The organism is Salinisphaera sp. G21_0 (assembly GCF_017744115.1).
Lineage (GTDB): Bacteria > Pseudomonadota > Gammaproteobacteria > Pseudomonadales > Endozoicomonadaceae > Endozoicomonas.
In genome coordinates, this window is the sequence record NZ_JAGHQW010000102.1 from 1 (window position 1) to 8,822 (window position 8,822).

An 8,822-nucleotide genomic window follows, 5' to 3' on the forward strand; every position below is an offset into this window, starting at 1 on the left:
GCTTTCGCAGAGCGCGAAAGGAAACGCCAAAGGGAGAACCTAAGGGAGCGTCGCAAAGATCCCGCTTTCGCAGAGCGCGAAAGGAAACGCCAAAGGGAGAACCTAAGGGAGCGTCGCAAAGATCCCACTTTCGCAGAGCGCGAAAGGAAGCGCCAAAGGGAGCGTCGCAAAGATCCTGCTTTCGCAGAGTACCAAAGGCAGTACCAAAGGGAGTACCAAAGGGAGTACCAAAGGGAGCGTCGCAAAGATCCTGCTTTCGCAGGGTACCAAAGGCAGTACCAAAGGGAGTACCAAAGGGAGCGTCGCAAAGATCCTGCTTTCGCAGAGCACCAAAGGGAGTACCAAAGGGAGCGTCGCAAAGATCCTGCTTTCGCAGAGTACCAAAGGCAGTACCAAAGGGAGCGTCGCAAAGATCCTGCTTTCGCAGAGTACCAAAGGCAGTACCAAAGGGAGCGTCGCAAAGATCCCGTCCTCGCACAGGGGCACAGAATCTATATGAATACTTACAACAGAATCAAAAAACAAACCGCCAACAAGGAAGAAGCTTCAAAGCTGGCGAAAATCGCAAAAGAACAGTATCTCCAGTCAATCCATTCAACTGGAAACTCCGGTGGATTAACACTGACTTCTAATTCAGATGAAACAAACCAGAGTTCCAGTAAAAATTCAGATGGCACTCTCCCTGCCAATTTTCAGTGTTCAAGCTGAAGGAATATTTACCGTCCCGATTGAACATGTCTCAACCTGAGTGAACAGTCAGCAATCTAAGAGTAAGAAGGTATTGGTCACTGTCCTCTGGATAAGCAAACGGTAAAACCTGCTTTGCCTCTACGGGAGCGCCGTTAGACCGATCAAAGATAACGGAGAACTGCCGACTATCTGGAAGCGTTAAAGTCATCGTTTTATTGGCAGCTTTGGAGAGAGCAAACAAGCTCTTGACCGTCAGCCGGGAAAACCGGGGTCGGAAAACCGGGGTCGGGTCTTGATTCTTATGACCTCGCTGCCAGTGACCCGGCCGCCACCGTCTTCTTCATCCGTGAGTCGCTGGCTTTCGAAGAGTTTCACATCATCATGATTAATAGTCATATCAAATCCTTATGCTTTTTTTGATGTAAATAGTGAATGGGTTGTGTCAGGAAGGAACTTGTGTAACGAAGCGGGAGTCTTAAGCTGTGATTCAATAATTTGATGAATTTATGAATTAATGACTGATCCAGATTTTAACTTACAAGGCTCTTCTTCGAATGTTCTAACTGCATATGACGCTGCCATGCCCTGCGGTAAATCTCTTTCCAAGGGCTGTACACAAAAAAACGCTATAGCATTCGGTCAGAAAGTGGAACACACGGTCCCAATCAATAACACCTCAATACCCGATGAGGATAGATTCCAAAACCGATTCGATAATTCAAGAATTAAACAAATGTCAATCACTATTCTTGATTCTAAAGAGATCTGCCTGGATGAGCCCTTTGAATTATCCGTAAGACCAGAAACATTTCAAAAAGCCGATAGTGGCACTGCATCAGAAATAAAAACTGTGCGAATTTGGAGTATGGCTGGTGATGACGCTTCTCACTCGTTAATAACAACCATCAGTATTCTAACGTGATGGAGCAAATCAGTCCGATAATTCAAGCTGATAACTTGGGTAATAAGTCTGTTTCAAACCCATCTAAAAAAATAACTGACAACAAAGCCTCACGATTGGAGCGCCGAAGGAAGTACCAAAGGGAGCGTCGCAAAGATCCCGCTTTTGCAGAACGCGAAAGGCAGTACCACAGGGAGTACAAAAGGGAGCGTCACAAAGATCCCGCTCTCGCCCAGCACCAAAGGGAGTACCAAAGGGAGTACCAAAGGGAGTACAAAAGGGAGTACCAAAGGGAGTACAAAAGGGAACGTCGCAAAGATCCCGCTTTCGCAGAACGCGAAAGGCAGTACCACAGGGAGTACAAAAGGGAACGTCACAAAGATCCCGCTTACGCCCAGCACCAAAGGGAGTACCAAAGGGAGTACCAAAGGGAGTACCAAAGGGAGTACCAAAGGGAGTACCAAAGGGAGTACCAAAGGGAACGTCGCAAAGATCCCGTCTTCGCACAGGGGCACAGAATCTATATGAATACTTACAACAGAATCAAAAAACAAACCGCCAACAAGGAAGAAGCTTCAAAGCAAGCTAAGATCGCAAGAGAGCAGTATCTCCAGTCAATCCATTCAGCTGGAAACTCCGGTGAATTAACACTGACTTCTAATTCAGATGAAACAAACCAGAGTCCCAGTAAAAATTCAGATGGCACTCTCTCTGCCACTTTTCAGTGTTCAAGCTGAAGGAATATTTACCGTCCCGATTGAGCCTGTCTCAACCTGAGTGAACAGTCAGCAATCTAAGAGTAAGAAGGTATTGGTCACTGTCCTCTGGATAAGCAAACGGTAAAACCTGCTTTGCCTCTACGGGAGCGCCGTTAGACCGATCAAAGATAACGGAGATCTGCCGACTATCTGGAAGCGTTAGAGTCATCGTTTTATTGGCAGCTTTGGAGAGAGCAAACAAGCTCTTGACCGTCAGCCGGGAAAACCGGGGTCGGAAAACCGGGGTCGGGAAAACCGGGGTCGGGTCTTGATTCTTGATCTAATCGTCTCACACTTCCACTTCGAGAGTTTCACATCATCATGATTAATAGTCATATCAAATCCTTATGCTTTTTTTGATGTAAATAGTGAATGGGTTGTGTCAGAAAGGAACTTGTGTAACGAAGCGGGAGTCTTAAGCTGTTATTCAATAACTTGATGAATTTATGAATTAATGACTGATCCAGATTTTAACTTACAAGGCTCTTATTCGAGTGTTCTAACTGCATATGACACTGCTATGCTCTGCGGTAAGTCACTTTCCAAGGGCTGTAAACAAAAAAACGCTACAGCATTCGGTCAGAAAGTGGAACAAACGCCCCCAATCAATAACACCCCAATACCCGATGAGGATAGACTCCATAACCGATTCGATGATTCAAGAATTAAACAAATGTCAATCGCTATTCTTGATTCTAAAGAAATCTGCCTGGATGAGTCCTCTGAATTATCCGTAAGACCAGAAACATTTCAGAAAGCTGATAGTGGCACTGCATCAGAAATAAAAATTGTGCGAGTTTGGAGTATGGCTGGTGAAGACGGCTCTCACTCTGTTGATAACAGCCATCAGTATCCTAACGTGATGAAGCAAATCAGTCCGATAATTCAAGCTGATAACCTGGGTAGTAAGTCTGTTTCAAACCCATCTAAAAAAATAACTGACAACAAAGCCTCACGATTGGATCGCCGAAGGAAGTACCAAAGGGAGCGTAGCAAAGATCCCGCTTTCGCAGAGCGCCAAAGGAAACGCCAAAGGGAGTACCAAAGGGAGTACCAAAGGGAGTACCAAAGGGAGCTTCGCAAAGATCCCGCTTTCGCAAAGCGCCAAAGGGAGCGCTACCAGACAGATCCCGCTTTCGCAGAGCGCCAAAGGAAGCGCCAAAGGGAGTATCAAAGGGAGCGTCGCAAAGATCCCGCTTTCGCAGAGCGCGAAAAGGAGCGTCTAAGGAAGCTCCGCAAAGATCCCACTTTCGCAGAGCGCCAAAAGGAGCGTCGCAAAGATCCCGTCTTCGCAGAGGGGCAAAGAATCTATATTAATACTTACAAGAGAATCAAAAGACAAACCGTCAACAATGAAGAAGCTTCAAAGCAAGCGAAAATCGCAAGAGAGCAGTATCTCCGGTCAATCCGTTCAGCTGGAAACTCCAGTGAATTAACACTGACTTCTAATTCAGATGAAACAAACCAGAGTCCCAGTAAAAATTCAGATGGCACTCTCCCTGCCACTTTTCAGTCTTCAAGCTGAAGGAATATTTACCGTCTCGATTGAGTCTGTCTCAACCTGAGTGAACAGTCAGCAATCTAAGAGTAAGAAGGTATTGGTCACTGTCCGCTGGATAAGCAAATGGTAAAACCTGCTTTGCCTCTACGGGAGCGCCGTTAGACCGATCAAAGATAACGGAGAACTGCCGACTATCTGGAAGCGTTAGAGTCATCGTTTTATTGGCAGCTTTGGAGAGAGCAAACAAGTTCTTAACCGTCAGCCGGGAAACCCAACCAGCCTCACCATTGCCAGAGAGAATGATTGGCCTGCCGTGGCTTAGTTGACCTTCTTGAATTAGGGAAAACCAGGGTCGGGTCTTGATTCTTGATCTAATCGTCTCACACTTCCACTTCGAGAGTTTCACATCATCATGATTAATAGTCATATCAAATCCTTATGCTTTTTTTGATGTAAATAGTGAATGGGTTGTTTCAGGAAGGAACTTGTGTAACGTAGCGGGAGTCTTAATCTGTGATTCAATAACTTGATGAATTTATGAATTAATGACTGATCCAGATTTTAACTTACAAGGCTCTTATTCGAGTGTTCTAACTGCATATGATGCTGCTATGCCCTGCGGTAAGTCATTTTCCAAGGGCTGTACACAAAAAAACGCTACAGCATTCGGTCAGAAAGTGGAACAAAAGCCCCCAATCAATAACACCTCAATACCCGATGAGGATAGATTCCAAAACCGATTCGATGATTCAAGAATTAAACAAATGTCAATCACTATTCTTGATTCTAAAGAAATCTGTCTGGATGAGCCCTTTGAATTATCCGTAAGACCAGAAACATTTCAAAAAGCCGATAGTGGCACTGCATCAGAAATTGTTAATAACAGCCATCAGTATTCTAACGTGATGGAGCAAATCAGTCCGATAATTCACGCTGATAACTTGAGTAATAAGTCTGTTTCAAACCCACCAGAAAAAATAACTGACAACAAAGCCTCTCGGTTGGAGCGCCGAAGGAAGTACCACAGGGAGTACCAAAGGGAGTACCAAAGGGAGCTTCGCAAAGATCCTGCTTTCGCAGAGCGCGAAAGGCGGTACAACAGGGAGTACAAAATGGAGCGTCGCAAAGATCCTGCTTTCGCAGAGCGCGAAAGGCAGTACCAAAGGGAGTACCAAAGGGAGCTTCGCAAAGATCCCACTTTCGCAGAACGCAAAAGGGAGTACCAAAGGGAGCGTCGCAAAGATCCCGCTTTCGCAGAGCGCGAAAGGGAGTACCAAAGGGAGTACCATAGGGAGTACCAAAGGGAGCGTCGCAAAGATCCTGCTTTCGCAAAGTACCGAAGGGAGTACCAAAGGGAACGTCGCAAAGATCCCGTCTTCGCACAGGGGCAAAGAATCTATATGAGTACTTACAACAGAATCAAAAAACAAACCGCCAACAAGGAAGAAGCTTCAAAGCAAGCGAAAATCGCAAGAGAGCAGTATCTCCAGTCAATCCATTCAGCTGGAAACTCCGGTGAATTAACACTGACTTCTAATTCAGATGAAACAAACCAGAGTCCCAGTAAAAATTCAGATGGCACTCTCCCTGCCAATTTTCAGTGTTCAAGCTGAAGGAATATTTACCGTCCCGATTGAGCATGTCTCAACCTGAGTGAACAGTCAGCAATCTAAGAGTAAGAAGGTATTGGTCACTGTCCTCTGGATAAGCAAATGGTAAAACCTGCTTTGCCTCTACGGGAGCGCCGTTAGACCGATCAAAGATAACGGAGAACTGCCGACTATCTGGAAGCGTTAGAGTCATCGTTTTATTGGCAGCTTTGGAGAGAGCAAACAGGTTCTTAACCGTCAGCCGGGAAACCCAACCAGCCTCACCATTGCCAGAGAGAATGATTGGCCTGCCGTGGCTTAGTTGACCTTCTTGAATTAGAAAAGCCCCGGTCAGGCTACGCTCTGTGGTTTGCTCGACGGGGTTCCATTCAAATTCATTAATCCAGAGCAGATCGTCCGGGAGGGTAATGGTATCCAGTTGCATCAGACCGTCCTCATGCCTGCGTTTTTCAGGGCTTCCAGCAGTTTCGTTTCATCCGTTGAATCAATGCCGACATTGACCGCACCATCGGGATATTCGAGCCGGATAATTCTTTGCGGAGCCGGTTGTGTGGTTCGAGTGATTGGTGCTGACGCACTCCCCTGGCTCTCCTGGAGGGCTTTTGCTCTTTCATTATTAGCCTGCCGCAGTCGCTCGTTGTAAATCTGCTCACTGATTCGCAGAGCTGAGTTGATATTCCTGATCGCCTCCTGATCCCCGTTGGCAATGGCCTCGGCCTGCTGTGCCTTCAGATCATTACGCTGATTTTGATAACGGCGTTGCTCAATATCCGATTGTCTGCCCTGCAATTCATCCAGTTCATCTTGCAGGCTGTTGAGGGTATTGCGGGAACTGTCGCCTAAGCTGGCCATGTTTTGTTTGGCTGAAACAATGGCGTTATTGAGCTGGTCTAAATCCGTTTGATTGAGCAGGTTCATGGTTTGCGCGGCATCTTCCGCCTCATGGACAAAATTTCTGGCATTGATCTCGCCCTGTTCATAGCGTTCAAACAGCTGTTCAAGGGCAATTCTTTGCTCTAAAAATTGTTTTTTCACATAAGCGGCAGTGGTTGATGTTTGATTGAGCCAGCGACCAATGCCTGTTACGTCAAATTGATATTGATTGCTTTGCAAACGGCTAATTTCTGCGGAGGTTGCCTTAAGCTCATTTTTCAGGTCTTCAATACTGCCTTTGGCTGCGGTGGTATCCACTGAACCGCCGCCTTGTTGTATGGCTACAAAAGCATCGTGCGCAGCGCTGCTCATACCCATAAGTTCTGCGGTTATGGCGTTATAGTGACCGGCCAAAACAGCGGCAATAGACTGGGCGTTTTCAAAAGATTGCTCTTGCTTATCCCCGGCTTCCTCTGCAACTTCGCCTGTTTCTTTTATGCTGTCCTTGGTGTTTTCCGCCTCGGCCTTCAGCTCAGCCAGCTTCCTGCGACTGGCTTCGGTCGCCTCGTAATATTCCTCGGCAGACAAAGTGCCCTGAGAGAAAGCTTCAGCCAAGGCTACCCCAAGGCTGGCCAGCTCCGTTCGGGTTTCGGCTGCGTTGACCTGACTGATAGCATCCGCTGCATTCTCAAAATGACTTTTAACGGCTTTGGCTGTTTCGGCTGTGGCTTCCTCAACCTGTTTTTGCCCGGCAATTAATTCATCGGCGTAATTTTGCCAGAGCAACCTCTGACTTTTGGTCATGGTCTTGGCTGCATGGTTTGCTGTCTTTACCGCATCTCGGCTTTCTTTGGCAAAGCTGTCGTATACCCCAACCAGCGCATCCCGGACATCCTTGGTATCCTCAACCGTCTGCCGGGCAAACTCCCTGGTCAAGCCCTCAAGAAAATCGGTTGTCCCTTTTAGCTTTTCGGCAATGCCATCAAAACCCAAGGCATCTGCTGTTTCCTGCCATACCCTGACAATGCCGTATAGTATCCCGGTATAGGCTGTAGCAAAGTCCTTAACAATGGCTGTGAAGGTATTGAAAAAGCCCTTTACTGTGGAGCTGGTAAAATCAAAGGCAGTCCGCAGCGCCGCCATGGATTCTGTGATGGTGCTAAAGCCTGATTGAATACTGGTGACAAAGCCATCAGCGGTAACTCCAGAGAAGGCATGCTTAAAAGCGTCACCCATGGCAATAAAGGCATCGCTGATCCTTTTCGCCAATTCAGACAGCTGGCCATTCTGGTTCATCCGCTCAATTTCGGCAGCGATGCCTGCCAGCGACTCTCTGGCGTAATCCAGAGCCCCACTTTTGGCCACTTCATCCTGGAACTGCTGCCAGCTGTCTTTCAGGTTACTGACATAACCCGACAGCAGACTCATGTTCTTGGCCGCAGCACCCTCGGAGGATTTGCCAATTTCCTGAATCAGCTCCCTCATAACATCCCGACCAATAAGGCCAGCCGAAGACAGCTTTTGCAGCTCCTGAACGTTTTTGCCGGTTACCTTTTGCAGCAAATCCCAAACCGGGATGCCCCGCTCGACCATCTGCAGAATCTCTTCGCCCTGGAGCTTTTGCTTTGCCCATGCCTGACCGACAGCCAGGGAGATCCCGTTAAGCCTTTCCATACCGCCGCCAAGCTTGGATGCCTGATCAACCAGGGCCTGCATGGTGCCATCCATAGGATCAAGGCCGAAGGCTTTGAGCCGAACAAAGGCTTCTGACACTTCTTCCAGTTGATAGGGCGTATTCCGGGTAAAATCTTTAATCCATTGGGTGGCTTGCCGGGCACTTTCAGCCGAACCGGTAACCGCCTCCATCTGCACGGCCAAACGCTCAAACTGGTCACCTGTCTTAAGCACTCCCTGAATACTTCGACTTAAGGCATAAAGCCCTGTGGTGGCCGCCGCCAACCCGAGAAAACGCCGGGTTAGCTTGCCAACCGATGTGCTTGCTGATTCGGCATCCCTGGCCGTCTTTTTCAGGTTGCTGTTACGCAGGGATCTGGCTGTCTGTCTGGTGCTTTCATCCGCCCGTTTGAAGGCGGTCCGGGTGTCGTTTAGCTGCTGTTCGAGCTTGGCCTGCTGCTTCAGGTTTTTGGTCGATAATCCAGCAGAGGACATTGAACCCCGAAGCTTGGCCAGTGCCTCCCGTTGGCGGTTGTATTCGGTATTCGCCTTTTTTACGTCTTTTCGGGCTTTTGCCATGGCCGCTTGCATGGCCTTGGTGGGCTTGTCGGTCTTGCCCATTTCCCGGCCAAGCCTGGCCACCTTATCTTCAGCCTCACGAAAAGCCCGACCGGCATCGTGGGTGGCCTTGGCCTGCTTTTTAAAAGACGAAAGGAGCTTATTCTGGTTTTCCAGTTCCTCTAATTGGCCTTTAAGCTTATTTGCCTCTTGCCTGAAGGCATCCAGGGAAGCCGAGGATTTTTTAACATCCCTGG

At 47.8% G+C, this 8,822-nt stretch carries 8 protein-coding genes and 1 pseudogene; 5 read left to right on the forward strand and 4 right to left on the reverse strand.

Annotated features, from left to right (window positions below; translation table 11 throughout):
• A pseudogene (locus J7439_RS24480) lies at nucleotides 1-708 on the forward strand (hypothetical protein); the annotation flags it as partial.
• Nucleotides 709-942: 234 nt separating this feature from the next.
• Here J7439_RS24480 and J7439_RS24485 read toward each other — a convergent pair.
• Nucleotides 943-1,086: a hypothetical protein gene (locus tag J7439_RS24485; protein WP_209204674.1), complete on the reverse strand. Its 144-nt coding sequence runs from the start codon at nucleotides 1,084-1,086 to the stop codon at nucleotides 943-945.
• Nucleotides 1,087-1,204: 118 nt separating this feature from the next.
• Between J7439_RS24485 and J7439_RS24490 the strand changes: the two genes are divergently transcribed.
• The 3 genes from J7439_RS24490 to J7439_RS24500 all read left to right on the forward strand — a co-directional run bounded on the left by J7439_RS24490 (nucleotide 1,205) and on the right by J7439_RS24500 (nucleotide 3,874).
• Nucleotides 1,205-1,612 (forward strand): hypothetical protein, encoded by a 408-nt coding sequence (locus J7439_RS24490; protein ID WP_209204675.1) that lies wholly within the window; start codon nucleotides 1,205-1,207, stop codon nucleotides 1,610-1,612.
• A gap of 35 nt (nucleotides 1,613-1,647) precedes the next feature.
• Nucleotides 1,648-2,328, forward strand: coding sequence for a hypothetical protein (locus J7439_RS24495; protein ID WP_209204676.1), 681 nt, complete (start codon nucleotides 1,648-1,650; stop codon nucleotides 2,326-2,328).
• Between the two features lie 694 nt (nucleotides 2,329-3,022).
• Nucleotides 3,023-3,874, forward strand: a complete 852-nt coding sequence (locus J7439_RS24500; protein ID WP_209204677.1) for a hypothetical protein — start codon at nucleotides 3,023-3,025, stop codon at nucleotides 3,872-3,874.
• A 31-nt stretch (nucleotides 3,875-3,905) separates the two neighbouring features.
• Here the strand turns inward: J7439_RS24500 and J7439_RS24505 are convergent, their stop codons facing one another.
• Complete coding sequence (locus tag J7439_RS24505; protein ID WP_209204678.1) at nucleotides 3,906-4,277, reverse strand: hypothetical protein; 372 nt, start codon at nucleotides 4,275-4,277, stop codon at nucleotides 3,906-3,908.
• A gap of 337 nt (nucleotides 4,278-4,614) precedes the next feature.
• On the opposite strand from J7439_RS24505, the gene J7439_RS24510 reads away from it, so the two are divergent.
• Nucleotides 4,615-5,463 carry a putative RNA-binding protein gene (locus tag J7439_RS24510; RefSeq protein ID WP_209204679.1) on the forward strand — a complete coding sequence of 283 codons (849 nt, stop codon included), beginning with the start codon at nucleotides 4,615-4,617 and terminating at the stop codon, nucleotides 5,461-5,463.
• Nucleotides 5,464-5,494: 31 nt separating this feature from the next.
• Here the strand turns inward: J7439_RS24510 and J7439_RS24515 are convergent, their stop codons facing one another.
• Complete coding sequence (locus tag J7439_RS24515; RefSeq protein WP_209204680.1) at nucleotides 5,495-5,884, reverse strand: hypothetical protein; 390 nt, start codon at nucleotides 5,882-5,884, stop codon at nucleotides 5,495-5,497.
• Nucleotides 5,884-8,822, reverse strand: a 2,939-nt coding sequence (locus tag J7439_RS24520) for a tape measure protein (RefSeq protein WP_209204681.1), incomplete at its 5' end; no start/stop codon positions are given. The genes J7439_RS24515 and J7439_RS24520, both read right to left, overlap by 1 nt.

Excerpts from the sequence above, each read along its gene's own strand:
- J7439_RS24485 (WP_209204674.1), bottom strand. The coding sequence starts at position 1,086 with ATGACTATTAATCATGATGATGTGAAACTCTTCGAAAGCCAGCGACTC.
- J7439_RS24505 (WP_209204678.1), bottom strand. The coding sequence starts at position 4,277 with ATGACTATTAATCATGATGATGTGAAACTCTCGAAGTGGAAGTGTGAG.
- J7439_RS24500 (WP_209204677.1), top strand. The coding sequence starts at position 3,023 with ATGTCAATCGCTATTCTTGATTCTAAAGAAATCTGCCTGGATGAGTCC.
- J7439_RS24490 (WP_209204675.1), top strand. The coding sequence starts at position 1,205 with ATGACTGATCCAGATTTTAACTTACAAGGCTCTTCTTCGAATGTTCTA.
- J7439_RS24510 (WP_209204679.1), top strand. The coding sequence starts at position 4,615 with ATGTCAATCACTATTCTTGATTCTAAAGAAATCTGTCTGGATGAGCCC.
- J7439_RS24515 (WP_209204680.1), bottom strand. The coding sequence starts at position 5,884 with ATGCAACTGGATACCATTACCCTCCCGGACGATCTGCTCTGGATTAAT.